The organism is Nocardia rhamnosiphila NBRC 108938 (assembly GCF_000720425.1).
Lineage (GTDB): Bacteria > Actinomycetota > Actinomycetes > Mycobacteriales > Mycobacteriaceae > Nocardia > Nocardia rhamnosiphila.
Map to the genome: position 1 here is coordinate 180,622 of NZ_JOAJ01000010.1, position 25,948 is coordinate 206,569.

General features: G+C 68.6%; 22 protein-coding genes, 2 pseudogenes and 1 riboswitch. Of the genes and pseudogenes, 13 read left to right on the forward strand and 11 right to left on the reverse strand.

All coding sequences use genetic code 11. The features are described 5' to 3' along the window. Positions 1-9: 9 nt before the first annotated feature. Positions 10-1,398, reverse strand: a complete 1,389-nt coding sequence (locus IG75_RS0130370) for an FAD-dependent oxidoreductase (protein ID WP_030524775.1) — start codon at positions 1,396-1,398, stop codon at positions 10-12. A gap of 228 nt (positions 1,399-1,626) precedes the next feature. On the opposite strand from IG75_RS0130370, the gene IG75_RS0130375 reads away from it, so the two are divergent. The 3 genes from IG75_RS0130375 (at position 1,627) to IG75_RS0130385 (ending at position 3,919) form a co-directional block, all read left to right on the forward strand. Next, positions 1,627-2,097, forward strand: a complete 471-nt coding sequence (locus IG75_RS0130375; protein WP_156059252.1) for an Rv0361 family membrane protein — start codon at positions 1,627-1,629, stop codon at positions 2,095-2,097. A gap of 64 nt (positions 2,098-2,161) precedes the next feature. Then, positions 2,162-2,274: riboswitch (SAM riboswitch) on the forward strand. A 17-nt stretch (positions 2,275-2,291) separates the two neighbouring features. Next, positions 2,292-2,708 (forward strand): rhodanese-like domain-containing protein, encoded by a 417-nt coding sequence (locus IG75_RS0130380; protein ID WP_030524777.1) that lies wholly within the window; start codon positions 2,292-2,294, stop codon positions 2,706-2,708. Further along, complete coding sequence (locus IG75_RS0130385) at positions 2,705-3,919, forward strand: O-succinylhomoserine sulfhydrylase (protein ID WP_030524778.1); 1,215 nt, start codon at positions 2,705-2,707, stop codon at positions 3,917-3,919. Before IG75_RS0130380 ends, IG75_RS0130385 begins: the two co-directional genes overlap by 4 nt. 35 nt (positions 3,920-3,954) lie before the next feature. On the opposite strand, the gene IG75_RS0130390 is transcribed toward IG75_RS0130385, so the two are convergent. Then, positions 3,955-4,731, reverse strand: coding sequence for an HAD-IIA family hydrolase (locus IG75_RS0130390; protein ID WP_051715194.1), 777 nt, complete (start codon positions 4,729-4,731; stop codon positions 3,955-3,957). Between the two features lie 290 nt (positions 4,732-5,021). Here IG75_RS0130390 and fgd point away from each other — a divergent pair, with 290 nt between their 5' ends. From fgd to IG75_RS0130410, 4 genes are all read left to right on the forward strand, one after another. Beyond that, a complete protein-coding gene (gene fgd, locus IG75_RS0130395; protein WP_030524780.1) occupies positions 5,022-6,032 on the forward strand; it encodes a glucose-6-phosphate dehydrogenase (coenzyme-F420) in 1,011 nt (336 codons plus the stop codon). A gap of 173 nt (positions 6,033-6,205) precedes the next feature. Continuing rightward, positions 6,206-6,985 carry a helix-turn-helix transcriptional regulator gene (locus tag IG75_RS0130400; protein WP_162183817.1) on the forward strand — a complete coding sequence of 260 codons (780 nt, stop codon included), beginning with the start codon at positions 6,206-6,208 and terminating at the stop codon, positions 6,983-6,985. Positions 6,986-7,015: 30 nt separating this feature from the next. Further along, entirely contained in the window at positions 7,016-9,088 is a 2,073-nt protein-coding gene (pta, locus tag IG75_RS0130405; RefSeq protein ID WP_030524782.1) for a phosphate acetyltransferase, read from the forward strand. Between the two features lie 32 nt (positions 9,089-9,120). Then, positions 9,121-10,320 carry an acetate/propionate family kinase gene (locus IG75_RS0130410; RefSeq protein WP_030524783.1) on the forward strand — a complete coding sequence of 400 codons (1,200 nt, stop codon included), beginning with the start codon at positions 9,121-9,123 and terminating at the stop codon, positions 10,318-10,320. 12 nt (positions 10,321-10,332) lie between these two features. Here IG75_RS0130410 and yczR read toward each other — a convergent pair whose 3' ends face one another. After that, positions 10,333-11,835: a MocR-like transcription factor YczR gene (yczR, locus tag IG75_RS0130415; protein WP_030524784.1), complete on the reverse strand. Its 1,503-nt coding sequence runs from the start codon at positions 11,833-11,835 to the stop codon at positions 10,333-10,335. A gap of 61 nt (positions 11,836-11,896) precedes the next feature. Between yczR and IG75_RS0130420 the strand changes: the two genes are divergently transcribed. Then, positions 11,897-12,106, forward strand: coding sequence for a hypothetical protein (locus tag IG75_RS0130420; RefSeq protein ID WP_030524785.1), 210 nt, complete (start codon positions 11,897-11,899; stop codon positions 12,104-12,106). Between the two features lie 67 nt (positions 12,107-12,173). Here the strand turns inward: IG75_RS0130420 and IG75_RS0130425 are convergent, their stop codons facing one another. The 3 genes from IG75_RS0130425 to IG75_RS40465 form a co-directional block, all read right to left on the reverse strand. Then, on the reverse strand, positions 12,174-12,458 hold the full coding sequence (locus tag IG75_RS0130425) for a hypothetical protein (RefSeq protein WP_156059256.1): 285 nt from the start codon (positions 12,456-12,458) through the stop codon (positions 12,174-12,176). A gap of 264 nt (positions 12,459-12,722) precedes the next feature. Next, entirely contained in the window at positions 12,723-13,016 is a 294-nt protein-coding gene (locus tag IG75_RS0130430) for an excalibur calcium-binding domain-containing protein (RefSeq protein WP_081877239.1), read from the reverse strand. A 320-nt stretch (positions 13,017-13,336) separates the two neighbouring features. Then, a complete protein-coding gene (locus tag IG75_RS40465; protein WP_051715144.1) occupies positions 13,337-15,655 on the reverse strand; it encodes an Rv0361 family membrane protein in 2,319 nt (772 codons plus the stop codon). 85 nt (positions 15,656-15,740) lie between these two features. Here IG75_RS40465 and IG75_RS0130440 point away from each other — a divergent pair, with 85 nt between their 5' ends. Continuing rightward, complete coding sequence (locus IG75_RS0130440) at positions 15,741-16,184, forward strand: DUF3151 domain-containing protein (protein ID WP_030524789.1); 444 nt, start codon at positions 15,741-15,743, stop codon at positions 16,182-16,184. A 68-nt stretch (positions 16,185-16,252) separates the two neighbouring features. Beyond that, on the forward strand, positions 16,253-17,368 hold the full coding sequence (locus IG75_RS0130445) for an FUSC family protein (protein ID WP_036515570.1): 1,116 nt from the start codon (positions 16,253-16,255) through the stop codon (positions 17,366-17,368). Positions 17,369-17,685: 317 nt separating this feature from the next. Here IG75_RS0130445 and IG75_RS0130450 read toward each other — a convergent pair whose 3' ends face one another. Both IG75_RS0130450 and IG75_RS0130455 read right to left on the reverse strand, forming a co-directional pair. Further along, positions 17,686-18,465 carry a site-2 protease family protein gene (locus IG75_RS0130450; RefSeq protein WP_245713358.1) on the reverse strand — a complete coding sequence of 260 codons (780 nt, stop codon included), beginning with the start codon at positions 18,463-18,465 and terminating at the stop codon, positions 17,686-17,688. 207 nt (positions 18,466-18,672) lie between these two features. After that, on the reverse strand, positions 18,673-19,332 hold the full coding sequence (locus IG75_RS0130455) for a hypothetical protein (protein ID WP_030524792.1): 660 nt from the start codon (positions 19,330-19,332) through the stop codon (positions 18,673-18,675). A gap of 200 nt (positions 19,333-19,532) precedes the next feature. Between IG75_RS0130455 and IG75_RS0130460 the strand changes: the two genes are divergently transcribed. Then, complete coding sequence (locus IG75_RS0130460; RefSeq protein WP_030524793.1) at positions 19,533-20,822, forward strand: adenylosuccinate synthase; 1,290 nt, start codon at positions 19,533-19,535, stop codon at positions 20,820-20,822. Between the two features lie 4 nt (positions 20,823-20,826). On the opposite strand, the gene IG75_RS0130465 is transcribed toward IG75_RS0130460, so the two are convergent. Together IG75_RS0130465 and fbaA are read right to left on the reverse strand one after the other, a co-directional pair. Beyond that, on the reverse strand, positions 20,827-21,942 hold the full coding sequence (locus IG75_RS0130465) for a BTAD domain-containing putative transcriptional regulator (protein ID WP_030524794.1): 1,116 nt from the start codon (positions 21,940-21,942) through the stop codon (positions 20,827-20,829). Between the two features lie 24 nt (positions 21,943-21,966). Further along, on the reverse strand, positions 21,967-23,001 hold the full coding sequence (gene fbaA / locus IG75_RS0130470; RefSeq protein WP_030524795.1) for a class II fructose-bisphosphate aldolase: 1,035 nt from the start codon (positions 22,999-23,001) through the stop codon (positions 21,967-21,969). Between the two features lie 210 nt (positions 23,002-23,211). On the opposite strand from fbaA, the pseudogene IG75_RS0130475 reads away from it, so the two are divergent. Then, a pseudogene (locus tag IG75_RS0130475) lies at positions 23,212-23,805 on the forward strand (VTT domain-containing protein); the annotation flags it as partial. Positions 23,806-23,982: 177 nt separating this feature from the next. Continuing rightward, positions 23,983-24,618 (forward strand): annotated as a pseudogene (locus tag IG75_RS0130480) (DedA family protein); the annotation flags it as partial. Between the two features lie 87 nt (positions 24,619-24,705). On the opposite strand, the gene IG75_RS0130485 reads toward IG75_RS0130480, so the two are convergent. After that, positions 24,706-25,896, reverse strand: a complete 1,191-nt coding sequence (locus IG75_RS0130485) for a glycoside hydrolase family 76 protein (RefSeq protein WP_081877257.1) — start codon at positions 25,894-25,896, stop codon at positions 24,706-24,708. Between the last annotated feature and the right edge of the window lie 52 nt (positions 25,897-25,948).

Below are 25,948 nucleotides of genomic sequence, written 5' to 3' on the forward strand. Positions count from 1 at the left end.
GACGGTGGATCAGACCTTGTGGGGTTCGCTCGCGCGCAACATATCTTCGCGCTCGACGACCTTGACCCGCTCGCGGCCCTCGGGCTCGCCCAGCGAGCGCTCGTGCGCGTCGAGCCGGTACCAGCCGGCCCAGGTGGTGAACGGGATACCCCGGCCCTCCAGGAACTCCAGCACGGCCTCGGGCTGCGGGTTCTCGGCCGGCACGAACTTCGTGCTGTCGTCCACGAGGCAGGCGACCGTCTCGTTCGCGTCACCCTTGGTGTGGCCGATGAGCCCGACCGGACCGCGTTTGATCCAGCCGGTCACATAGGTGCCGGGCATATAGCGGGCGGCACCGTCGGCACCCTCGTCGACCAGGACCCGGCCGGCCTCGTTCGGGATGACCCCGGCCTGATCATCGAAGGGCAGCTCCGAGATGTTCTGCGACAGGTAACCGACGGCCCGGTAGACGGCCTGCACATCCCATTCCTTGAAGGTGCCGGTGCCCTTCACATTGCCGGTGCCGTCGAGCTGGGTGCGTTCGGTACGCAGACCCACGACCCGGCCGTCCTCACCGAGGATCTCCGAAGGCGATTCGAAGAAGTGCAGGAACAGCTTGTGCGGGCGCTCGCCCTGGTCGCGGATGGCCCACTGTTCGAGGGTGTTGGCCACCATATCGACCTGCTTGGAATGGCGCCGGGCCGCTTCGGAACCCTCGTCGTAGTCGATGTCCTCCGGATCGACGATCACCTCGATCGTCGGGGAGTGGTCGAGTTCGCGCAGTTCCAGCGGGGTGAACTTGGCCTGCGCCGGGCCGCGGCGGCCGAACACGTGCACCTCGACGGCCTTGTTGTTCTTCAGGCCCGTGTACACGTTCGGCGGGATCTCGGTCGGCAGCAGTTCGTCACCGGTCTTGGCCAGCACGCGCGCCACATCGAGGGCGACATTGCCGACACCGAGCACCGCGACCTTCTCCGCCTCCAGCGGCCAGGTGCGCGGCACGTCCGGGTGCCCGTCGTACCAGGACACGAAGTCGGCCGCGCCGTAGGAGCCGTCCAGGTCGATACCCGGGATGGGCAGCGCCCGGTCGGCGTTGGCGCCGGTGGAGAAGATCACCGCGTCGTAGAAGCGACGCAGATCCGACAGCGTGATGTCGGTGCCGTAGTCGATATTGCCGAGCAGGCGCACCTGCTCCTTGTCCAGCACCTTGTGCAGGGCGGTGACAATGCCCTTGATCCGCGGATGGTCCGGCGCCACGCCGTAGCGGATCAGTCCGAACGGGGCGGGCATCCGCTCGAACAGATCGATCGAGACGTCCGCATCGGATTTCATCAACGCGTCAGCGGCATAGATACCGGCCGGCCCGGCCCCGACGATCGCGATCCGAAGCGGGCGGTTCGCTTCCTTCTGCTCGGTCATCTGTTACGCGCACCCTTATCGGTCGAAAGAATCACTGGCGTTGTTGTTAGCTTAGGCTAACTTGACGCGCGGCTCGTATGCACCTACATCGCGCCGTCCGTGGGCGGCTGTTCACCGTTCGTCGTCCCACGTCTGCGCGGGTAGCGCTGTGCTGCGGTACCCGCCGTACCCGCGATTCTATCGGGGTGCGGGCACGGTGCGATCCGGGGACCAGGGATGATCGTCGGTATGAGCGATCCCGGAGCGGCCGACGAGCAGCCCGCCACCGAATCGGGCGACGACGAGCGACCGCGCTCGATCACCCCGTTCGTCGTGGCCGCGGCGGTCGCGGCCCTGGTCCTGGCGGGTGTACTCATCGCCGGCCTGGTGGCGCCCGCTGAGAAAAATGTCACAGATTCCGATCGGATCGCGGGAGCGGTCCGGGAGTTCGCCGATGTGAGCAACCGCTACGGGCCCGAACCGCCCCGCCAGGCGGTCTGCCCCGGTTTCGTGCCCGCCCGCTCCCCGCTGGCCGGACAGCTGAAACCCGGCGAAACCGGAAAAGATATCGAAATCACCGGATTCGGCCCCGTCCACATCACCGGCGATACCGCGAATATCGAAGTGACCAGCCGTGTGGAAGGCGAGGAGCGGACCGCGACCTGGTGGCTGTTCCAGTCCGACGGCGACTGGCTGGTGTGCAACCAGCCGGCCGGCTGAGCCCGCCGAAGGCGTCAACCGATGTTTGACACGCCCCGACCTCGCCGGGCAATCTTTTCGGTTAGGTCATGAGTACCAGCGCCAAGCCCCGGCTCGCTGGTCGGCAACCCTCCTCCGCGGTGGGGTGCTCCGGGTGACGACCTGGCACGCATCGATCGGATGCGGCAAGTGCGGATTCACAGGAGGTGCCACGTATGAGTTACGCAGGGGATATCGGCCCGGAGCAGGCATGGGAACTGCTGACCGAGAACCCGGACGCAGTCCTGGTGGACGTGCGGACCGAAGCCGAATGGAAGTTCGTCGGAGTACCCGACACCAGCTCCATCGCCAAGCCGACGCTGCTGGTGGAGTGGGTCCACGGCACCGGCACCCGCAATGCCGAATTCCTGGACCAGCTGCGTAGCGCCCTGTCCGACCGCCCCGCGGACGCGCCCGTGCTCTTCCTGTGTCGCTCCGGCCAGCGTTCGGCGCATGCGGCCGACGCCGCGACCGCCGCGGGTATCGGACCCTCCTACAACATCAGCGACGGCTTCGAGGGCCCGCTGGACGAACTCGGGCACCGCGGCGGCTCCGGCTGGCGGGCCCACGGACTGCCCTGGCGGCAGTCGTGATCAGCGGCGGTTCGTTCGAACGGCCCTTACCCGAAGGAGTCGGTCCGGCGACACTGGGTGTGCGTGGAGGCCTGAGCCGCTCGGGGTTCGACGAAACCTCCGAGGCCCTGTACCTGAACTCCGGGTTCGTCTACGCCAGCGCCGAAGCGGCCGAGGCCGCGTTCACCGGGGACAACCCGCACTACGTGTACTCCCGCTACGGGAACCCGACGGTGACCACCTTCCAGGAGCGGATGCGCCTGCTCGACGGCGCCGAAGCCTGTTTCGCGACCGCCAGCGGGATGGCCGCCGTTTTCGTCGCCCTCGGTGCGCTGCTGAAGGCGGGCGACCGGCTGGTGGCCGCGCGCAGCCTGTTCGGCTCCTGTTTCGTGGTGTGCAACGAGATCCTGCCCCGCTGGGGTGTCGAGACCGTGTTCGTAGACGGCGAAGATCTCGACCAGTGGGAAGCGGCACTGTCCGTACCCACCACCGCGGTGTTCTTCGAGACTCCGGCCAACCCGATGCAGACTCTGGTCGACGTGCGCGAGGTCTGCGAGCTCGCGCACGCCGCGGGCGCGCAGGTGGTCCTGGACAATGTGTTCGCCACCCCGCTACTGCAGCGTGGCTTCGAACTCGGCGCCGATGTGGTGGTCTACTCGGGCACCAAACACATCGACGGTCAGGGCCGGGTACTGGGCGGCGCGATTCTCGGTACCTCCGAGTACATCGAAGGCCCGGTCAAGACGCTCATGCGCCACACCGGCCCGGCTCTGAGCCCGTTCAACGCCTGGACCCTGCTCAAAGGTCTGGAAACCATGCCGCTGCGGGTCCGCCAGTCCACCGATTCGGCGCTGCGTATCGCGCGCTACCTGGACGAACATCCGGCCGTGAGCTGGGTCCGGTACCCGTTCCTGGAATCGCATCCGCAGTACGCGCTGGCGGCCGCCCAGATGAGCGGCGGCGGCACCGTGGTGACCTTCGAACTCGCGGCCGCCGCGGACCTCGCGAAGAAGCGGGCCTTCGAGGTGCTGAACAGGTTGCGCATCATCGATATCTCCAACAACCTGGGCGACGCGAAAAGCCTCATCACCCACCCGGCGACCACCACCCACCGGGCCATGGGCCCGGAGGGTCGGGCGAGCATCGGACTCTCGGACGGGGTCGTCCGGGTCTCGATCGGCCTGGAAGACGTCGAGGACCTCCTCGGCGACCTCGACCACGCGTTGAGCTGACCGCGCAGCGGCCCCGGTCCACGCCTACGGCCCGCTCAGGTCAGCGGATTCGCTGCCTCCGTGAACGGGGTACGAACCCGCCCGACCAGGTCGGCGACCGAGCTCAGCACCGAGGTCGGCCGGTACGGATACTGCTCGACCGATACCTTCGTCGAGATGCCGGAGGTCACCAGGATAGTGCGCATACCGGCTTCCATCCCGGAGATCACATCGGTGTCCATCCGGTCGCCGATCATCACACTGGTCTGGGAGTGGGCGTCGATGCGGCGCAGCGCCGAGCGCATCATCAGCGGGTTCGGTTTGCCGATGTAGTAGGGGTCGCGGCCGGTGGCCCGGGTGATCAGGGCCGCGACCGAACCGGTCGCGGGCAGTACGCCGTCCCGGGACGGTCCGGTCGGGTCGGGGTTGGTGGCGATGAACCGCGCCCCGCGCTCGACCAGCCGGATAGCCGTGGTGATCGCCTCGAACGAATAGGTGCGGGTCTCGCCCAGCACCACGTAGTCGGGGTCCACCTCGGTCAGGACGTAGCCGATCTCGTGCAGAGCGGTCGTGAGTCCGGACTCGCCCACCACGTAGGCGGTGCCGCCCGGTCGCTGCTCGTTGAGGAAACTGGCGGTGGCCAGCGCCGAGGTCCAGATCGAATTTTCCGGGATCTCCAGCCCGGTCTGGCGCAACCGGGCCTGCAGATCGCGGGGTGTGCGGATCGAATTGTTGGTCAGTACCAGGAACGGGATCTCCTCGGCCCGTAATTCGGCGAGGAACTCGTCGGCGCCGGGCACCATATGGTCCTCGTGCACCAGCACCCCGTCCATATCGGTGAGGTAGGACAAAATCCGGTCATCTGGGCTCACCCCGTCATTCTGCTCTTCGTGGCGCGCGGGCCGGGTATGCCGCGCCCCGGAGCGGGGAACACACGGCGGGAACGAGCCCGCCGCCACCGCCCGCGCCCGCCGACCGACGCGCCCGTCCGATGCGGGCCCGCGCGCTTCCGCCTTCGCTCCGGCCGTCCGTGGGTTGCGGGTGGGCTCGGCCCAACTCCGCCTATTAGTGTCGAATCCGGGCCGGCGACGGTCCGACCACAACGCGACAGGAGTGGGCGCACATGGGTGAACTGAAGCTCGGATACAAAGCATCGGCGGAACAATTCGGACCCCGGGAACTGGTAGAGCTGGCGGTACTGGTCGAGGAACACGGCCTCGACAGCGCCACGGTCAGCGATCATTTCCAGCCGTGGCGGCACAAGGGCGGCCACGCGCCGTTCTCTCTGGCCTGGCTGGCCGCGGCGGGTGAGCGCACCGAGCGGATCCTGCTCGGTACCTCGGTGCTCACCCCTACCTTCCGGTACAACCCCGCCGTGATCGCGCAGGCGTTCGCGACACTGGGCTGCCTGTATCCGGGCCGGGTGATGCTGGGTGTGGGCACCGGTGAGGCGCTCAACGAGATCGCCACCGGTTACTCCGGGGAATGGCCGGAGTTCAAGGAGCGCTTCGCGCGGCTGCGCGAATCGGTGGACCTGATGCGCGCCCTGTGGACCGGCGCCCGCACCGATTTCGACGGCACCTATTACAAGACGGTCGGCGCCTCCATCTACGACGTCCCCGAAGGCGGGATCCCGGTCTACATCGCCGCCGGCGGCCCGGTGGTGGCCCGGTACGCGGGCCGCGCCGGCGACGGGTTCATCTGCACCTCCGGTAAGGGCATGGACCTGTACACGGAGAAGCTGATGCCGGCGGTGGCCGAGGGCGCGGCGAAGGTGGACCGCGAGGTCGGCACGATCGACCGGATGATCGAGATCAAGATCTCCTACGACACCGACCCCGAACTCGCGCTGGAGAACACCCGCTTCTGGGCGCCGCTGTCGCTGACCCCCGAGCAGAAGCACAGCATCCACGACCCCATCGAAATGGAAGAAGCGGCCGACGCACTGCCGATCGAGCAGATCGCCAAACGCTGGATCGTCGCCAGCGATCCGGACGAAGCTGTCGAACTGGTGAAGCCCTACGTGGACGCCGGGCTCAATCACCTGGTCTTCCACGCACCCGGACACGACCAGAAGCGCTTCCTGGACCTGTTCCAGCGCGATCTCGCCCCGCGCTTGCGCAAACTCGGGTAGGCGTCCGGGCACCGGACGGGCCTGCCCCTGAAAGTAGCGGCATGAGGCCTGCGAGCTCCTCGGCTACCGTCCGAGCGACAGGAGATCCCGCGTCGCCCGGACGGGCACTGCCGCGGGAACCGGGACGGGGTGAGGTCGGTGGTTGCGTAATGGACGGCCGATGGTTCCGTCGCATGGTCGGGCCGAGAGTGCGGAACGCGGTGGACGGAGCCGCTCAGGTCGGCACGGGAATGCCGCGGGGCGCCGCGGACGAACTGCACGAGGGGCTGCAGACGATGGGATCCGCGGACACGGGCGGATCGGAGCCGGTCCGCGCGGGAACGACCGGCACAGAGAGTCCACGGCCGCCGGCGACCGGCGACGGTCGCCCGCCGGTGGCCGCGCCGCAACGACGTGCCCGACAGCGGCCCCGTTCCGGCGACGGGGAATGGCCTGATACCGCCCACAGAACATTCGCGGACTGGCTGTGGGACGCCCGCAACCGGCGCGAGCTGTCCCAGGCGGATATCGCTGAGAGAATCGGCCAGAAGTCGAAGGCTCACGTCGGCCAGATCGAGCGGGGCGGGGGTGTCACCCGTGATACCGCGCGGCGTCTCCTCGAGGCATTGCGTGCCCCGGACGAGGTGCACACGGCGGTACTGGGACGCTACTTCGGCCCGACGGACCGATCGACCGGCAAACGTGACTTCCCCGACCCGGCCGACCACGACTTCCCGAACACCTGGTTCCGGGCAGCGCGCGTGTCACAGGAAATCGGCCAGGCGGACCTGGCCGAGCGAGCGAATGTCGCCGGCTCGACCCTGGGTATGAAGGAGCGGGCCGAGGTCGCTCCCCGGATGAAGGAAAGGCAGATCGGCTACGAGCTGGCGCTGCGTCTCCTGGATGGATTGGCAGCTCCCGAACATGTGACCAGAGCCGTAGTGGAGAAGTTCTATCGCGACGCGGCGCCGTAACCGGGTGATCGGTATGGCTACGCTCATGGCATGGCCGAGGTAGCTGCGTCCAGTGTGTACATCGCGTCGCCGGAGGGCGATACCGGTAAGTCGACCGTGGCGCTCGGCGTGCTGCAGATGCTGTGCGCGACCACCGCGCGGGTGGGGGTGTTCCGGCCGATCACCCGTTCGGCCACCGAACCGGATTACATTCTCGAGTTGCTGCTCGAGCACAGCACCGCCGATATCGAGTACCAGCAGGCGGTGGGTGTCGGGTATGAGCAGGTGCACGCCGACCCGGATGCCGCGATCTCCGAGATCGTCATGCGGTATCACGAGGTGGCCGCGGTCTGTGACGCCGTGGTCATCGTCGGCAGCGACTACACCGATGTGGCGAGTCCGAGCGAGCTGCGGTTCAATGCCCGGATCGCGGTGAATCTGGGGGCGCCGGTACTGCTGGTGGTGCGGGGGGCGGGGCGGTCGGTCGAGGAGGTCGAGCAGCTGGTGGAGCTGTGCACCGCCGAGCTGAAGTCCGAGCACGCGCAGCTGGTGGCCGTTGTCGCCAACCGCTGCGCGCCCGGCGAGCTCGAGGGGGTCCGGGAGGCGCTGGCGCCCTTCGGGGTGCCGTCGTGGAGCCTGCCGGAGGTGCCGCTGTTGATCTCGCCCACCATGGCCGAGCTGTGCGAGGCGCTGGACGGCGAAATGTACAGCGGCGACCCCGAACTGCTGGACCGGGAGGCACTGGGGGTGATGGTCGGCGGGATGACCGCGGAGCACATTCTGGAGCGTCTCTTCGACGGTGCGGTGGTGATCGCTCCCGGCGACCGCTCCGATGTGCTGCTCAGTGTGGTCAACGCCCACGAGGCCGAGAGTTTCCCCTCGCTGGCCGGGATCATCATGAACGGCGGGCTGCTCCCGCATCCGGCGGTCGCCCGGCTGATCACCGGGCTCAAACCGCGATTACCCATCCTGACCACGGATCTGGGCACCTACGAGACCGCCGGGGTGGCGCATCGCACCCGCGGCCGGATGTCGGCGCACAACCCGCGCAAGGTGGATACGGCGCTGGCGCTCATGGAAACCCATGTGGATGCCGCGGATTTCCTGCGCCGGCTGGAGGTTCCGCTGTCCAGCGTGGTGACCCCGCAGATGTTCGAATACCAGCTCATCGAACGTGCCCGGGCCGACCGTAAGACGATCGTGCTGCCCGAGGGCGACGACGACCGGGTGCTGCGCGCGGCGGGCCGGGTGCTGCAGCGCAAGATCGCGGATCTGATCATCCTCGGTGACGAGACGGCGATCCGGGCCCGGGCCGCGGAGCTGGCCGTAGATATCGCCGGCGCCCAGGTGCTCGACCCGCGGACCTCCGAACATCTCGACGATTTCGCCCGCGAATACACCGAACTGCGCAAACACAAGGGGATGACCCTGGAGCGGGCGCGGGAGACCGTCACCGATATCTCCTATTTCGGCACCATGATGGTGCATCGGGGGATAGCCGACGGCATGGTGTCCGGGGCGGCGCACACCACGGCGCATACGATCCGGCCCTCGTTCGAGATCATCAAAACGGTGCCCGGGGTCTCCACGGTGTCGAGTGTGTTCCTCATGTGCCTGGCCGACCGGGTGCTGGCCTACGGTGACTGCGCGGTGGTCCCCGATCCGAGTTCCGAACAGCTCGCCGATATCGCGGTCTCCTCGGCCGCGACCGCGACCAGGTTCGGGATCGACGCCCGGGTGGCCATGCTCTCCTATTCGACCGGTGAATCCGGTAGCGGCGCGGATGTGGACAAGGTGCGGGTGGCGACGGGTCTGGTCCGGGAGCGGGCCCCCGAACTTCTCGTCGAGGGCCCCATCCAATACGACGCGGCGATCGAACCCACCGTCGCCGATGCCAAGCTCCCCGGCTCCGAGGTGGCCGGCCGGGCCACGGTTTTCATCTTTCCCGACCTCAATACCGGTAACAACACCTATAAAGCGGTGCAGCGCAGCGCGGGTGCGGTTGCGATCGGCCCGGTGTTGCAAGGGTTGCGCAAACCGGTGAACGACCTGTCCCGCGGCGCACTGGTCACCGATATCGTGAACACGGTGGCCATCACCGCTATCCAGGCGCAGCAGCAGTGACGGCGCCGCGGTCCGGGGAGAAGGAGACGGCGGTGGACGGCGATCTGGTGCTGGTGGTCAATTCCGGTTCGTCCTCGATCAAATATCAACTGGTCGCACCGGAATCGGGCACCGTGGTGGCGGCCGGACTGGTGGAGCGGATCGGTGAGGACGTCGGGGCGATCGAGCACACCACCGACGGCCGGACCCTTACCGACCAGGTCACCATTACCGACCACACGGCCGGCTTGCGGCTCGCGTTCGAGAAATTCGCCGAAACGGGGCACGATCTGGCAGGGGCGGGTGTGACCGCGGTCGGGCACCGGGTCGTCCACGGCGGTGAAGTGTTCTACCGGCCCACGCTCGTCGACGACCGGGTGCTGGCCACCATCGACGAGCTGTCGGCGCTGGCGCCGCTGCACAATCCGGCGAACGTGCGCGGGATCGAGGCGGTGCGCACCCTGCTGCCCGAGGTACCGCAGGTCGCGGTGTTCGATACCGCGTTCTTCCACGGGTTGCCCGACGCTGCCAAGACCTACGCGATCGACGCGCAGGTCGCGGCCGCGCACGGTATCCGCCGGTACGGCTTCCACGGCACCTCGCACGAGTATGTATCGGGTTGTGTCGCCGAATTCCTGGGCCGGCCGGCCGAATCGCTGAAACAGATCGTGTTCCATCTCGGCAACGGCGCGTCCGTCTCGGCGCTGCGGGGCGGGCGCCCGGTGGACACCAGCATGGGACTGACGCCGCTGGAGGGCCTGGTGATGGGGACGCGCCCCGGAGACCTGGATCCCGGCATCGTCCTGCATCTCATGCGCACCGCGCAACTGGACGTCAACGGTGTCGACCGCCTGCTCAACCGTCGTTCGGGCCTGCGGGGTATGGCGGGGGTGAACGATTTCCGGGAGTTGCGGCGGCTCATCGGCGAAGGCGACGAGGCGGCCCGGCTGGCCTACGACGTCTACGTGCATCGCCTCCGCCACTACCTCGGCGCCTATCTGATCGAACTCGGCGGAGTCGACGCGATCACCTTCACGGCCGGCGTCGGCGAGAACAACCCGGACGTGCGCGCCGACGCGCTGGCCGGCCTGTCCGCGTTCGGGATCGCGGTGGACCGCGATCGCAATACGGCGCCGGAGCGGACCGCGCGGCGGATCTCCCCGCCGGACGCGAAGGTGGATGTCCTGGTGGTGCCGACGAACGAGGAACTCGCCATCGCCCGCGCCGCCGCCGCGCTGACCGAAAAGGCCTGAACCAACCGGGTTTCAGTAGCAGGTGAGCGGCTGGAGCGAATCGCCGGCCTGCGGTCCCAGCGTCGCATAGGCCGTCGCGATGGCGGTGACCGCGCGCCGCAGCTCGGGTTCGGGGCTCGTGTAGGGCAACCGCAGGAAACGTTCGAATGCCCCCTGGACCCCGAATCGGGGGCCCGCCGCCAGCAGCACTCCGTGATTCGGCGCGGTGGCGGCGAGCGCCGTCGACACCGGCGTGGGCAGCTGCGCCCACACCGACATCCCGCCGACCCCGGGAAGCACATACCAGCCGGGCAGTTCCTCGGCCATGGCGGCGAGCAATGTCTCCCGCTGGCTGCGCAACTGCGTGCGCCGGCGCTCGAGAATCGGGTCGGCGTGCTCCAGCAGATGCACCGCGGCCAGCTGATCCATCACCGGGGTACCCAGGTCGACGGTCGCGCGGATACCGAGCAACCGGGTGATCAGCGATTCCGAGGTCCGGATCCAGCCCACCCGCAGACCGCCCCAGAAGGATTTGGAGGCCGACCCGATGGTGACGACCTCCGATCCCTTCGCGAACGCGGCGACCGGTGATACCGGCGCCTGCGGGCCCAGGGACAGATCGGCCATGGACTCGTCGATGATCAGCGTCATCCGGGTGTCGCGGGCGATGGCGGCCAGTTCGGCGCGAGCCGTGTCGTCCATCAGGAAGCCGGTGGGATTGTTGTGGTCGGGTACGAGATAGGCCAGCGAGGCGGCGGTCTGCCGGGCGGCGCTGCGCAGTCCGTCCAGGTCCCAGGCGGCCGCCGGATCCTCCAGGCGTAGTGGGACCGGGACCGGGCGCGCACCCACATCGCGGATGGCTTCGATGGCGTTGGGGTAGGTGGGGTGGTCGATGAGGACCCGGCCCGCGGTCGGGGCCAGCACGTTCAGCAGCAACCGGAGTCCGTGCTGGGCGCCGAGGGTCACCAGGATCTGGTCGGCGCCGGTGGGCAGACCGCGTTCGGTGTAGCGGCGGGCCAGGGCTTCCCGCAACGGCAGGATGCCCACCGGATCCATGCCGTGGGTACCCAGATACGACGGGATGCCCTGCAGCGCGACCGAGTACGCCTCTTCCATCTCCGGGGGCGCGGTCATCGCCGCGTAGGTCAGGTCCACGGCCGGCGCGGCGCCGGTGGACATGGTGGCGATGATGCCGCGGGCGGCCCGGGTGCCGTCGTGCGCGACGGCCGGCGGCAGCGCGACGGTGCTGCGCGAGCCCTGGCGGGTGATGAGATAGCCGTGTTCACGCAGCAGCGCATAGGTGGAGGTGACCGTGGTCCGGCTGACACCGAGGGTGGCGGCCAGATCGCGTTCGCTGGGCAGGGCGATCCCGAGCGGGGCGCGCCCGTCGTGGATCAGCAGCCGGATCCCCTCGGCCAGCGCCAGGTAGGCGGGCCGGGCCGATTTGCGGGCGCCGCCATCGGCCGCCGCATCGGCACTACGCCAGTGTCCCAGATCGCGAGCCAGACCTGTCGCGCCGATCACCCGTGTCGCCATAGGGTCCAGTATTAAGCAATTGGCTCTTTCGCAGCAAGTCCAGTTACCGGATGCTGAACGTATGACACTCTTTGTGGCACTCGTGGGAGTGGGAACTTTCGGCTTCATCGCATACGACTACGTCGTGCACGAATCCCGGATCGCCGAACTACTGGATAGGTACCGACCAATCGGTCCCGTCACCGAGGACGCGGCGAGCCGCTACGAACTCGAGCGGATGTACCGCGACCTGGACGCCGCACGCTCGTACCGGGAACGGGACGCAGCCTGACCCCGGGCCGAGCGCGGCAGTCGCCGCGGGTCGACCAGTCCAGTTACACAACTGGACTGGTCGGTTGTCAATTCAGCGGATGCGTGCGGTAGAACTCGCACGCCTGCCCGGAGAGCAACCCGTCCTCACAGGCGAAATAGGTCTGGATACAGGAATTGGTATCGCAGCCCAGCCGGGCCAGTTCGTCACGCACCCGGAGGTTGCGTTCCTGCGGGCTCTCCGGCTGCGACGACGCGGCGGCCGGGGCCACGGGAACCGCGGTGCCCTTATTGTCCGCACACGCCCCGAGCAGCAGCATTCCGGTGCACAGCGCCGCCACCGCGGCGAATCGACCAGCGGATTTCCTAACCATGCGCACCTCCATAAACCCCGGAGTGTTCGATGAGCGGCCAGCGTAATCGATAACCGGACCGATGGGTACCGGGCGATTCGGCCACCCCGGGTCCGTCACGGGTCGGCAGATATCGGAAGAACCGCAGGCCGCAGTACTACCGTCAGGTAGCGGGTTTTCCACCCAGGAGCGCGGTCAGGGACTCTCGATCGGCCACCTTCGCGAATTACCCACCGGCTCCGGGAAAGCCGCACGCCGGTACCGGTACCGCGGCTCGCGGTACCGCTACTCCCCCACTTCGCAGGCCACGCCGTCACCGTCGGCGTCGAGTTGCCGCGAATAACCGGGGCGGCCACCCAGCAACGGGGTGTCGGATTCCCGGCGGGCATGCGCGCAATCGAGGTAGTAGGGCTGCCCGTCCTTTTCGGGTTCGGCTTCGGCCCGGTCGGCGGGCAGCGGATGGGAATCCTGGCTCCGATTCGACGACAGCGGGGTATCGGCGGCGGCCGGGGCGGCGGCGAGCGCCGACAGCGCACATCCGGCGATCACGAGGCGGGCCACTGTTCTTCGAGTTCTCATAGCGAAAGTCTTTGCAGCGAGGTGATACCACCATCCTCACGCGGACCCGCCGATTGCGAAAGACCCTTTGTTTCGACCACCCACCCGCTCGCGCGGCGATCCAGGACGGGCGAGCACGAACGGGTGTCGGTCGAACGCGGAGGTAACCGGCCCGGGCGGGAACAGCGCGTTCCCGCCCGGGGCGCCGCCGCGGCAGGCCCCGGCGACCGTCCCGCCCGAGGCGCCGGTCACCGCGTAGCGCAACTGGACACAGTGCCGCTACCCGGCACTGCGCCGCAGCGAACTCACCGGTCTGCGGCTCGCCGATATGTACTTCCGTGTTACGGAGTGCCCGCCGGCGGATCGCAAACCTTCCAGCCGTCGTCGGTCTCCTGCAGATCGAAGGTCCGGGTGGTCTGCTCCGAATCCGCTTCGGTCTGCACGGTCACCTGGGCCAGCGCGTTCCGATCGGTGATCTGCACGGCGTCGACACCGGTCACATTCGGAATGCTGCCCCCGTCGACGGCCTGCTGGTGCACCGCGGCGAACTGCTCCTCCGACAATCCCTGGTAGTAGTCGTGCAGACCGCCGCAGGTGATATCGCGCAGGGCGGCCAGATCGCCGCTCTCGAGCGCGCCGGTGTAATCGCCGATGGCCGTACGGATCCGGGCCTGCGGGGAATCGTCACCGGAACCGATGCCGGCCACGATCGCGATCAGCGCGATCACAACCACCACGGCCGCCCCCGCGGCGATCAGCCATTTCCGGTTACCCGTGGACCCCGCCGGCGCGGCCGCCGGCTCCACCCGCTGCGGTTGCGCGATCTTCCCGGGCGCACCGTACTGCGGCGACTGCGCGACCCGGTGTTCGGCCACCGTCGGTTTGATATCGGCCGGTGACGGCGCACCGGCCGGACGCTGCCCCGCCTGCGGCCGACCGGGACCTCCGGCCGGACGCGGTGCGCCCTGCGACCCACCGGCGCCCTGCGGCGCGGGCGCCGGTCCGCCCGGCCGCTGCGGTGCGGACTGGTCCGGGCGGCTCGGCGCCTGCGGGCCGGGTCGCTTCGGGCCCGACTGCGGGCGCGGTGTGTTCGGCGGTTTCGACAGCGGCCCCGCCGTACCCGCCCCGACCCGGTCGGTGCGGGCCGGGCCGGGCGGGCCGCCCGGTTGTTTCGTTCCCGGGCGGCCGGGGCTGCGCACCTGGCTCATATCGATGCGCTCGGTGGCGTTCGGGTCCGGTTTGCGCACCGAGATGGACTCGGTCGGTGCCTCCTCCGGCCGCTGCGGCCGGGGGATCACCACTGTCTTCGCGTCGGTACCGGCCGGCGCCTCCAGTTCGACCGTGGGGTCGGTGGGCGCGGTGTCGTCGCCTTCGGTCGCCGCGTCGGTATCCGCGGCTTCGGCCGGCACTTTCTCCGCGGCGGTGGCGGCCTCGTCCGGCCCGGCTCCGGCCGCCTCGTCCGCGGTCTCTCCCGCCGTATCGGGACCGGGCTCGGTGACGCTCACGGTGATCTCGGCGGTGGCATCTTCGCCGGGCCCGGCACCGGCATCGGATGCGGCGGTCGTCTCCGCGCCACCGGCCGGCGCGGCCGCCTCCTCCGCGATACCGGCCGATTCGGCAGTCCCGGCCGCAACTGTTTCGACGTCGGCAGTCCCACCGGTGACCGTCTCGGTGTCACCGGTCGAGGCGGCAGTCTCCTCGGCATCTCCGGCGGATGCGGCCGAGGCTTCCACCGCGCTGCCGCCGGGTCCGGCAAGACCGGCGTCGGTATCCGAAGACGTGGACGCACCACCGGCCGAATCCGCACTCCCGGCATCGGTTTCCGTGGCCGCTGTCCCCCCGGCTCCGGCTTGCGCCGCCGTGGCCTGCTCGGCCTCGCCGGCGGAAGCGTCCTCGTCGGCGGAAGCGTCCTCGTCGGCGGGTACGTCACCGCCCTCACCGGACGTCGTTGCCGCCGCGCCGGACACCTCGTCCGCATCCGCCGCGGCCGATCCCGCCGGAACCTCGGCGGTCACGTCGTCGGGAGAGCCGGCGCGGATTTGCCCCGCATCGCCGCCGGGCTCGCTGTCGGCCGTGGCCTGCTCCGGTTCCGCCACGGTCGAAGGTGCCCGCGCGCCGGTTTCCTCGGCGGGAGCCGCTTCGGTGGACACATCCGCGGCGGGCGCCGGCTCATCCGATCCGGTATCCGTACCCGGGGCGGTCTCCTCGCCCGGCCCGGCCCCGCTTCCCGCGACCGGCGCCGCGGCCTCGGTATCCGCGTCCGAGCCCCGAGTCGCCACTTCCGCGGACGCACCGTCCGAGCTGTCCGGGGCATCGGCCCGCTCCGCCGCCGGGACGCCGGACTCCGTGGCCGCCGCCGGCGGGGCGTCCTCGGCCTGCGTGTCACTGTCTGCCGATTCCCCGCCCGAGTCCTGAGAGGTACGTTCCAGCGCCTCGGTCGGCGCACCGGCCTTCTCGTCCGGGTCCGCTTCACCGGCCGCCGCCGTTGTTCCGGTCACCGTCCCGCCGGTCTCCGAGGTCGCCGCATCCGCTGCCCGTGACGGCTGCGATCGGGTGTCGGACGTCTGCGGCTTCTTCTCGGCGGAAGAATCCGCGCGGGACTCGCCGCCGGTGTCGGATTCGGAGCGGATCGGTTCCTTGTCGTCGGTCGGGTGCGACACCTATACCCCTCGTTGCTGGCTAACAGAATGTGACGTAGATGGCCAGCCTATCGAGCATTCCCGATACCCGTGCACAATGAAGCCCATGACCTCGTTCGGTGATCTGCTCGGCCCGCAACCGGTACTCCTTCCTGAACTACACGACGCGGAGGACGCGCTCGACGCCGGCACCGATCCGGTGCGCGTCGCGGCCGATAATCCCGCCGCCTCGATCGCCTGGGCGGCCCTGGCCGAAGCCGCGCTGGAGCGCGCGGCCGACGCCACGGAGCCGGTCAACCACGATGTCGTCGCCGCCTACGCGTTCGCCCGCACCGGCTACCACCGTGGATTGGACCTGCTGCGCCGCAACGGCTGGAAGGGTTTCGGCCCGGTCCCGTGGGAGCACGAACCGAACCGCGGCTTCCTGCGCAGTGTCGCGGCCCTGGCCAAGGCGGCCAAGGCCGTCGGGGAATCCGACGAGTACGCCCGCTGCCTGGACCTGCTCGAGGACTGCGATCCGCGAGCGGCCGGCGAACTGGGTCTGGGCTGAGCGAACCCGGAGCATTGATCGACCCGAAGTCCCCGGTGGGCCGAGCCCGGACCAGGGGTGCCGACCGGATGCGGCGTTCCTGGAAGCGGCTCCGTCTCTCGGCGATCCCGATTCTGCAGTGTTCGCTGGCGGCGGCGCTGGCCTGGTTCCTGGCCAAGGACGTGGTCGGCCATGCGCTGCCCTTCTTCGCGCCGACCGCCGCGGTGGTGTCCATCGGCACCGCTTTCGGCGCGCGGCTGCGCCGCTCGCTGGAACTGGTGGTCGGGGTCGCGGTCGGTATCGGCGTCGGCGATCTGTTCATTTCACGGGTGGGCACCGGAGTCTGGCAGATCGCCCTGGTGGTGGCGGTGGCCATGGCCTTGGCGGTGTTCCTCGACGGCGGCGCCATCATCGGTATCCAGGCCTCGGGTTCGGCCGTGCTGGTGGCCACCCTGATGCCGCCGGACACCGGCGCCGGGCTGTCGCGCATGGTGGACGCACTGATCGGTGGGCTGGTCGGGGTGGTGGTCGTCGCCGCACTGCCGTTGCATCCGGTGCGCCGGGCCCGGGAGCAGGCGGCGGCGATTCTGGGCGTGATGGCGAAATCACTCACCGACGGCGCCCACGGACTACTCGAACAGGATCCCGGCAAAGTGCATACCGCGCTCACCGCGGTCCGGGCCACCCAGGCGCAGCTGGATTCGCTGCGCAAATCGCTCGAGGGCGGCCGCGAGGTGAGCCGGATTTCTCCGCTGTACTGGAATTCGCGCGGCCGGTTGGAGCGCTTGCGCGCCGCGGCCGATCCACTGGACAACGCGGTGCGCAACACCCGCGTGCTGCTGCGCCGCTCGCTGACCCTGGTGCGCGACGACGAGATCCTCAATCCGGGCCTGATCGAGGAAGTGGAGCAGCTGGCCGCCGCGGTCGAGGTGGTCCGGCGCATGATCCTCACCGATCCGGGCGAACAACCCGACCGCGCGGAGGCCGCCCGCGTGCTGCGCTCGGTGGCCAAACAGGCGCGCCCGGAGCTGGTTGCGGGGGCCGGCCTGTCGGCGCATGTGGTCTTCGCCCAGATCCGGTCCACGCTGGTAGACCTGCTGCAGGTATGCGGGGTGCAGCGCGTTTCCGCCCTGGCACTGCTCCCGCCCACCGTGCCCAATCCCTATGTGACACCGACGAATCGGCCCGCCGATACGGTCGGTTAGGCGACGGATTCGCAATATCGTTCGCTACCGGGTTGCCGGCACCGGCCCGGTCCGCGATCGCGGACCGCACGCGCCGCATCGCCCGGCCACAAAGCGTATTCGAGTAGTCGACCACCTGTGCCGGGTCGGCCGGTCTCCACTAATGTGAAACGTGACCGCACCGGCCCACAGCCGGTTCGGTCGGACCCCTCCCGTGCGCCGCGTCGCCGACGGACGGCGCGCCAGCGCCGAATGTTTCGGATACCCGGACGCCGGCCCGGGCGGGGAATCCGGGCCCGTCCGGCCGGCGCCGCGCCGGGCGGGCCCTCTCGGATCGACTACGCCCAGAACCTCGTCAGATATCCGCCGTAGCGCGACCACTGCTCCGATACCCCGGACAGGTCGTAGAGCGCGTACACGGCGTCGAAGAAGACCTGATTGATCGCCGGGGTGAACAGCAGGGCGAACAAGATGAGCATGCCGAAAGGTTTGAACTGTTCCAGCCCGCGCCGGGTCTGGTAGCTCAGGGACGGCTCCACCACGCCGTAGCCGTCCAGGCCCGGGATGGGCAGCAGGTTCAGCAGGGTCGCGGTCACCTGTAGAAAGGCCAGGAAGCTGAGCCCGAACCAGAACGCCGGATGCTCCTGCGCGCTGCCGAAGAAACGCACGACCAGCAGCAGCACCACCGCGCACACCGCATTCACGGCCGGGCCCGCCACGCTGATCAGCCGCTGCGTACGCGGCGGCACCTGATGGGTGTGCACATAGACCGCGCCGCCGGGCAGCCCGATACCGCCGAGCGCGATGAAAACCATCGGCAGCACGATCGACAGCAGCGGATGACTGTATTTGAGAGGGTTCAAGGTCAGGTAGCCGCGCAGTTCCACCTCGCGGTCCCCGGCCCGCCAGGCGATATAGGCGTGTGCGAACTCGTGCAGGCACAGGCTCACCACCCAGCCGAACACCACGAGGACGAATACCCCGGCCTTCGCCTGTACCGAATCCAGCTCCGCGCCCCAGGCCAGCACCCCACCGGCCACGGCGACCGCCAGCACGAGCAGGAAGACCGGACTGGGCCGCACCGCGCCGCGCCGCAGCGCCGATACTCTGCCGCTCACGACCGGCCTCCGATGCTCACCCGAACGATATCGGTCCGCCGGAACCCAGGCCGGGAAGCGAGATATCGATCCCCCGACCGGTCGCACCCGGCAGCATCCGGACCGTGAAAGGCCGAGCAGAAGCGGAGAAACCGCATCACCGGACCTCGCCCGAAAAGCCCACATGCGATCCGCGGAAGCCGCAGCGAAGGCGGAGGTATCGCAGCATCAGCGGACCAGCAGCCAGGGTTCGTGATGCCGGTAGAACGTCGACCGCGGCACCACCCTGTCGCTCTGGATACCGTCGCGGTTGATCACCGCACCCGGCGTGCCCAACTGCGCGGCGCGCCCGTGGGTCCAGCGGCGGCGCCGGAACCGGCGCGGAAAACTCGCCCGCACTCCGGGCAGCTCCAGTGTGGGGGTGACGAACATGGCCCGGATCGTGCCGGAGAACAGGCGGGTGTCGTCGACATAGGCCTCACCGGTCAGCGGGCCGCCCTCCGGCCCGGTGATCTTGGCGCGGCCCACCAGGACGGTGCCGGTGTCGTCGCGTACCAGCGGGGTCTCGCGGGCCGAACCCTCGAGCGCCCGTTTCGCCGCGGCGTTTCCGGTATCGAGGTCATAGGCCTGGGCGGCGTAGGTCCGCTCCAGGGGTACGTAGCCGACTTCCACGTGCAACCGCTCGGTGCGCATCAGATGGGTGAGTACCGCGGCCAGCGCCGCGTCACCGCCCAGCACGATCAGACGCGGCAGGCTGTCGGCCGCCAGCACCGGCAGGAGTTCGTCGATCAGCCCGGTGCCCGGTATCGCCCCGGTCTGCGCGGTGGGCTGCGCGGCGAGGGCGATGGGTACCGGTGCATCGGCACAGCGGAGAACCTGGGTACTCAAACGCCCAACACCCTCCCTCGGACCGGTCACCCATGAGTGTAAAGGGTGCCCGGTGGCGACCCGCGCAACGGCCCGGCCCCGGCGACCGTTCCCCGGCGCCCGCGCGGTCTCGGCTAGACTGTGCTCCCGGCTTCCTCCGCATTACGGCAGGTAGCTGCAGCACGTTGCGTGTTGCGCGTCGAATCGTAGGAGACACGACCATGCCGGCAATCGTCCTCATCGGAGCCCAGTGGGGTGACGAGGGCAAGGGCAAAGCCACCGATCTACTCGGGGGCCGCGTGCAGTGGGTAGTGCGGTACCAGGGCGGCAACAACGCCGGCCATACCGTGGTGCTACCCAACGGCGACAACTTCGCGCTGCACCTCATTCCGTCCGGCATCCTGACCCCCGGCGTCAAGAACGTCATCGGCAACGGTGTGGTCGTCGACCCCGGCGTATTGCTCGACGAACTCGCCGGGCTGGAGGATCGCGCTGTCGACACCTCGGGTCTGCTGCTCTCCGCCGACGCGCATCTGATCATGCCGTACCACGTGGCCATCGATAAGGTCACCGAACGGTTCCTCGGCAACAACAAGATCGGCACCACGGGTCGCGGTATCGGCCCCTGCTACCAGGACAAGGTCGCGCGGGTCGGGGTCCGGGTCGCCGATGTACTGGACGAGAAGATCCTCACGCAGAAGGTCGAGGCCGCGCTCGAGTTCAAGAACCAGGTGCTGGTCAAGATCTACAACCGGCGCGCCCTGGACCCCCAGCAGGTGGTCGAGGAGGTGCTCGGCCAGGCCGAACGATTCGCGCACCGGATCAGCGATACCCGGCTGGAACTGAACCTGGCCCTCGAACGCGGTGAGACCGTGCTTCTGGAGGGGTCGCAGGGCACCCTGCTGGACGTGGACCACGGGACCTACCCCTACGTCACCTCGTCCAACCCGACCGCCGGCGGCGCCGCGGTGGGCGCGGGAATCGGACCCAACCAGATCGGTACGGTGCTGGGCATCCTGAAGTGCTACACCACCCGGGTCGGCTCCGGCCCGTTCCCCACCGAACTGTTCGACGAATCGGGCGCCTACCTGGCCAAGACGGGCGGCGAAGTCGGCGTCACCACCGGCCGGGCGCGCCGCTGCGGCTGGTTCGACGCGGTCATCGCCCGCTACGCGACGCGGGTCAACGGCATCACCGACTACTTCCTCACCAAACTCGACGTGCTGTCGAGCCTGGACCGGGTGCCGATCTGCGTGGCCTACGAGGTGGACGGCGAACGGGTCGAGCAGATGCCGACCACCCAGACCGGCTTCCATCACGCCAAGCCGATCTTCGAGGAGATGCCCGGCTGGTGGGAGGACATTTCCGGCGCGCGGACCTTCGAGGAACTGCCCGCCAATGCCCAGGCCTATGTGCTGCGGCTGGAGGAGCTCTCGGGCGCCCGGATCTCCTGTATCGGGGTCGGGCCGGGTCGCGAGGAGACCATCGTCCGCCACGACGTCCTGGGCTGAGACCTCAGCGGACGGCCTGGAAGGCCAGCACGGTATTGCCGATCCGGATCGAATCGCCGTCGGCCAGCAGCGCGGAATCGATCGGCTGCTCGTTGACGAACACCCCGTTGGCCGAGCCGAGGTCCTCGATCAGCAGGCCGGCCCGGCCCAGTTTGATCTGGGCGTGGTACCGGCTGGCCTTCGGATCGTCGAGGATCAGATCGTTGTCCGTCATCCGGCCGATCCGGAAACCGCCGTGCGCGACCGGCACCGTCCGTCCGTCCGGCAACCGCAGCTGACCGCTGCGCACGGTCCGTGGCACCTCGGTAACCGTATCGGTCATCGCCGCGGCCATCCGCTCGACGCTCTTCAGCTCCACGGTGCTCAGCGGTTCCTGCCGCAGGACCCGCCGTTCCAGCTCCACCAGCGCGGGCCCGGGGTCGATACCGAGTTCCTCGGCCAGTACCGCCCGCACCCGCCGGCACGCCTCCAGCGCGTCGGCATGGCGTTCGGACAGATAGAGAGCGGTGATGAGCTGACCCCACAGCGGTTCCCGCAGTGGGTGCTCGCTGGTGAGCGCGACCAGTTCGCCGATCACGGCGGCGGCCCGGCCGCACGCGATCTCCGCGTCGAACCGTGCCGATACCGCCAGCAGCCGCTCCTCCTCCATGGCGGTGGCGAAACTGTCGGCGAAACCGAGACCGGCGAGATCGGACAGCGCCCGGCCGTTCCATTCGCGCAGGGCGGTGCCGAACAGCCGGGACGCCGAGGCGTGATCACCGGCCCCCGACGCCCGGGTGCCCGCGTCCCGGGCGGCTTCGAACCGGCCCAGGTCGCAGGCATCGTCGGCGATCTCGAGCCGATAACCCGAGGACTCCGTGCGCAGGACACCCGCCGGGTCGACACCGGAATTGCGCAGCGCCTTCCGGATATTCGATACGAACACCTGCAGGCTGGCCGCGTAGGCATCCGGCGGCTCCTCGTTCCAGACCATATCGGCCAGGGTGGAGGAGGACACGGCCCGGCGCCGGTTCACCGCGAGTGCGGCCAGCAGCGCCCGGGGTTTGGGCCCACCGACCGGCACCGGCTCACCGCCGACCAGTAGACGCACGGGCCCCAGCACGCGGAGATCGAGTGTCATCCGGCTACGGACGGTGCGAAGAGATCAGGCACTGATGGAACGCCCGGCGGACTGCAGGTCGTTGCACGCCTGCACCACCCGCTGGGCCATCGACAGCTCGGCCTTCTTCAGGTAGCTGCGCGGGTCGTAGGTCTTCTTGTTGCCGACCTCGCCATCGATCTTCAGCACACCGTCGTAGTTGCTGAACATATGGGCGGCGATCGGCCGGGTGAACGCGTACTGGGTGTCGGTGTCGACGTTCATCTTCACCACGCCGTAGCGCAGCGAATCGTCGATCTCGGACTTCAGCGACCCGGAACCGCCGTGGAACACGAAATCGAACGGCTGGGCGTCGTTGGCCAGGCCCAGCTTGGCCGCGGCCACCCGCTGGCCCTCGGCCAGCACCTCGGGCTTGAGCACCACATTGCCCGGCTTGTACACGCCGTGCACATTGCCGAAGGTGGCGGCGAGCAGGTATTTGCCCTTCTCGCCGGCGCCGAGCGCGTCGATGGTCTTCTCGAAGTCGGCGGGCGAGGTGTAGAGCTTCTCGTTGATCTCGGCCTCGACACCGTCCTCTTCACCGCCGACGACACCGATCTCGACCTCGAGGATGATCTGCGCGGCGGCCGCGGCGGCCAGCAGTTCCTGCGCGATGGAGAGGTTCTCGTCGATCGGCACGGCCGAACCGTCCCACATATGCGACTGGAACAGCGGATTCTGCCCGGCGTCCACCCGCTCCTGCGAGATGGCCAGCAGCGGCCGGACGAACCCGTCCAGTTTGTCCTTGGGGCAGTGGTCGGTGTGCAGCGCGATGGTGATGTCGTACTTCGCGGCCACCACATGGGCGAATTCGGCCAGCGCGACCGCACCGGTGACCATATCCTTCACCCCTTGGCCGGAACCGAATTCCGCGCCACCGGTGGAGAACTGGATGATCCCGTCACTACCCGCCTCGGCGAAGCCCTTGATCGCCGCGTTGATCGTCTCCGACGATGTGCAGTTGATGGCAGGGAAGGCAAAAGAGTTCGCCTTGGCCTGACCGAGCATCTCGGCGTAGACCTCCGGAGTCGCGATCGGCACTGTGAAGACCTCCGTGTTGTGCGGCAGACGTGGGATTGTCTGTTTCTGCACATACCCTAAGGCAGGCGGGTTTCATCCGGTATAAGGGGATTGTTTGCGCCGCCGCACCCTACGGCCGTCGATGTAACCGGTACTGTGGGCCGGGTGATTGCGCTGGCAGCTACCGACGCGGTGACGAGCAATCTGGCTCTGACCGAACTGCTCGACCCGATGCACCTGTTGACCGAGACCTGGCTGAAGAACGCGGTGCTACCGGCCATTCTGGTGATCGTCTTCATCGAGACCGGTCTGCTTTTCCCACTGCTCCCCGGTGATTCGCTGCTGTTCACCGGCGGTCTGCTGGCCGCGCAACCCAATCCTCCGGTTTCGATCTGGGTACTGGTTCCGGCCGTCGTCTTCATCGCTTTCGCCGGTGATCAATGCGGGTATTGGATCGGCCGGGCCATCGGCCCCGCGCTGTTCAACAAAGAGGACACGCGCTTCTTCAAGAAGAGCTACGTCACCGAAACGCACGAATTCTTCGAGAAGCACGGCCCCAAAACGATCATCCTGGCCCGTTTCGTCCCGATCGTCCGGACTTTCATGCCGGTGCTGGCCGGGGTCTCCAAGATGAGCTACCAGCGCTATGTCGCCTTCGATATCGTCGGCGCCGTCGCCTGGGGTGGCGGGGTGACCGTTCTCGGCTACTTCCTCGGCAATGTCGCCTTCATCCGCGACCACGTCGAGGCCATTTTCCTGCTGATCGTGTTCATCTCGATCCTGCCGGGCATCAGCGCCGTCGCCAAGAAGCTGGCCGGCCGCAAAGCGGACAAAACCGTCGAGAACGGCACCCTGGCCTCGACCGCGGAGCTTCCGGCCATGGATATGCCCGGCCAATTCGACAACACCATGCCCCTGCCGGTGGTGCATCACGCCGGACCGGTCGGCGCAAACGATTCTCCCGTTCGGTAAGTGGTGAGCGTCCAGGCCGTGCCCCATGCGATGGGCAGCTTCGAACCCCTGATCTCCGCAGGACCGGCACTCGTCTGGACCGTGGTCCTGACCTTCGTCTTCCTGGAATGCGCGTTCATTCTCGGGCTGTTCCTGCCCGGCGATTCGATGCTGCTGACCGCGGGCATCGTGATGGCCTCGCACGCCACCGGCGAAACCCAGGTCTGGCTGCTCGCGATCGGCGCGATGGTCGCCGCCATCGCCGGCAACCAGGTGGGTTACATGGTCGGGCGAAGAACCGGCCACCGGCTCATCGCCCGCAAGAACGGGCGCTACATCAACACCCGCAACCTGTCCCGGGTCGCCGAACTGTTGCAGCGGCACGGTTTTGTGGCGGTCCTGATCGCCCGCTGGATCCCCTGGGTGCGCACCCTGTGCCCGATGGTGGCCGGCGCGGCCGGAATGGAGCATCGCCGCTACACCGTGGCCAGCACCATCGGCGCCATCATCTGGGCCCCGGTCCTACTGCTCATGGGGTACTACGCCGGTGGTTTCATCCAGCGGATCTCCTGGCTCATGCCCATCGTGATCGGCTCGCTGGTGGTGTGCCTGATCGTGGGCACCGTTATCGGCATCAGGCAGTACCGGCAGGAGATGTCCCAGCCGATCGAGGACTTCGACCTCGATTCCGCATCCGCCGAGGCCGACACCATGCCGCTGCCCGGCCTCGGACGGGCGGGCCACCACCCCGGTCACGGCTACGATCCGCGCGAACTACAGACCGGCCGCGGTGACCATATGGGCGGCTTCCATGAGCATCCATCCCGACAGCTGTACCGATAGGTCCCGTTCGGGAACCCGGGAGGAGCTGACCGCCCCATTGGAGGTGAGCCCGCCGGCGCCGCGGCTACCACTGGGCAGCTGAGCGGATACCGCCCAGTCGTGGCCGAAGAGGGGCTCACCCTCCACATCGAGCCGGTTCTCCCAGGCCGCGGCCGCCGATTCCTTCACGATGCGCGCGGCCACGCGCCGGTCGGCGAGTTGTTCGTGTTCGTTGCCGGGCAACATCAGCGCGACCTGGGCGAGATAGCGCACGAGGATGCCGTTGAACAGCCCGCCGTCACCACCGCTACCGCCGCGGACCACGCACTCGACGGTGAGATGGTCCTCCACGGCGTCCAGGAGGCGGTGCACCCGGTCGAGATGCGCGTGGTTGCCGGTGTGTACCGCGAGCTCGGTCTCCAGGCCGAGCACGACACCCTGGCAGTAGGTGTAGACCGGGCGTTCCAGCTCCCGGGCGGGGAGGTGGATACCGTCGAAGACGAGACCGGTCTCCGGATCGCGCAGCGTCTCGTCGATCCAGTCCGCTATCTCCGCTGCCCGCTCGTACCGGCCGAGCCGGGCCAGCGCGATACCGGCGGGACCGTTGGCCGGGGCATTGTAGAAATCCGCCCCCACCCGCCAGGGGATGCCGCCGCCCACCGCCGGGTTCCACGCCGTGTACAGCTTCTGTTCCAGTGGGCCGAGCGCGCCGACGGCCTCCTCGTTGTCGTGGATCCGGGCGGCGCGTTCCAGGGCGATGGCCAGCCAGGCCATATCGTCGTAGTAGCGATTGGTCCATCCGGAGAGATTGCGCAGCCGGTGCGACCGGACCAGGCCGGCCACCCGTTTGCGGCGTTCGATGCTCGGCGACCGGTTGGCGGCATCGACGGCGCAATCGATGAGATGGGCCTGCCACCAGTAGTGCCAGGTGAGGAAGAATCGCTCGCGCCGGATCGACGGCCAGCCCACCACGCCGAGCGCGGTGCCCGGCAACAGCCACACCGGCCGCAGATGGCGGGACAGAATCGCGGCCTCGGCCCGGTCGGCCCGCTCGGACCAGCGTGTGGCGGGGTCGCCCAGCGGCCTGCGCTGTTGCCCGGCCGAGCGCCGGGGAACGTCGAGATCGTCGCTGGGCGGGGTCATGAAACCCATATTGCCAGGCGAATCGGCTTTTCCGCCGCTCAATTGTTACCGA